The sequence below is a fragment of the Pelosinus baikalensis genome (assembly GCF_020819555.1).
Lineage (GTDB): Bacteria > Bacillota > Negativicutes > DSM-13327 > DSM-13327 > Pelosinus > Pelosinus baikalensis.
The window spans coordinates 1-634 of record NZ_JAJHJB010000140.1 but is presented as its reverse complement, the minus strand read 5'-3'; the positions used below and the strand labels follow the sequence as shown (position 1 = coordinate 634).

Below are 634 nucleotides of genomic sequence, written 5' to 3'. Positions count from 1 at the left end.
TTGATCATATCCAAGGGTTTCCCCTTCGCCACGCTTGTTATAGGCAATAACCGCATTGACATCCATACTCAGGAGCTGTTTGTAAATCGAGACATAATCATACCCTGCATCCATACAGGCATGCCGGATGGAAATCGGGAGCTTCTGAATCCCTTTCAATAGGGGAATCGCTGCTTTCCCATCATTGAGGCTTCCTGAGCTCATGACGGACTGGAGGATATATTGGCTCTTGGTCCCGACCGCAAGATGTGCCTTATATCCAAACCAATATGTGTTCTTGCCTTCGCTATTTTTCTTGATGCCCCAGGCAGGTTCAATCGGCATTTCAGAACGCAGTTCTTCAAGGGAAACTTCAAGCTGGGCCTCAATCTTCTTTTCGTAGAGGGCCTTGTTCTCCTCTTCTTCCAGCTTCTGCTGGTCGTATGAAGCTTGTTCTTCTTTCTTTTTACGCCCGCGTTTTTGGGGCTCCGGTTTTTCCTTCTTTTCGCTGGCAGTCGCCTTGTCTCGTGCTTCAAAGTGGGAGGCATCGATCGCCACACTGTCGTCACTTACAAAGCCTTCGGAGATTGCCTGAAAAAGGATTAATTCCTTTTCCTGCTCCAGTACATTTGACTTGGAGAGCTTTTCAATCAGG

At 47.6% G+C, this 634-nt stretch carries 1 protein-coding gene; it reads right to left on the bottom strand.

Annotation, left to right across the window (positions count from 1 at the left end; all coding sequences use genetic code 11):
- A partial coding sequence (locus LMF89_RS25475) for a transposase (protein WP_229537599.1) occupies positions 1 to 634 on the bottom strand: 634 nt, incomplete at both ends.